The organism is Paraburkholderia sp. SIMBA_054 (genome assembly GCF_046534875.1).
Lineage (GTDB): Bacteria > Pseudomonadota > Gammaproteobacteria > Burkholderiales > Burkholderiaceae > Paraburkholderia > Paraburkholderia hospita.
The window spans coordinates 1-231 of record NZ_JAWRXV010001838.1; the positions used below are offsets into that span (position 1 = coordinate 1).

Annotated in this window: 1 protein-coding gene; it reads right to left on the reverse strand. The window is 40.7% G+C overall.

Annotated features, from left to right (window positions below; genetic code table 11):
* Positions 1 to 231 (reverse strand): hypothetical protein (locus SB822_RS61400; RefSeq protein WP_410859707.1); only part of this gene is annotated, 231 nt, incomplete at both ends.

Consider the following 231-nt stretch of genomic DNA (forward strand, 5'->3'; position numbering starts at 1 on the left):
GATGATAGACCAAGGTGGTGTGAATATGGTGAGCAAGTCAATACACTCAGCTAATGTTATTTCTCTTATATGGCTCGCTTTATCGAGTGTTTTGGGCAGGCCCGATATATGAGAGGCAATCATACGAAAAGTGAGAGGAACTGGTTCAGAGACATGACTTTTTAATAAAGATAGTAAAGGTTCGTAAGTATGAATGGGTTCATCGAGTTGAATCAACCCTTCATCTCGCAG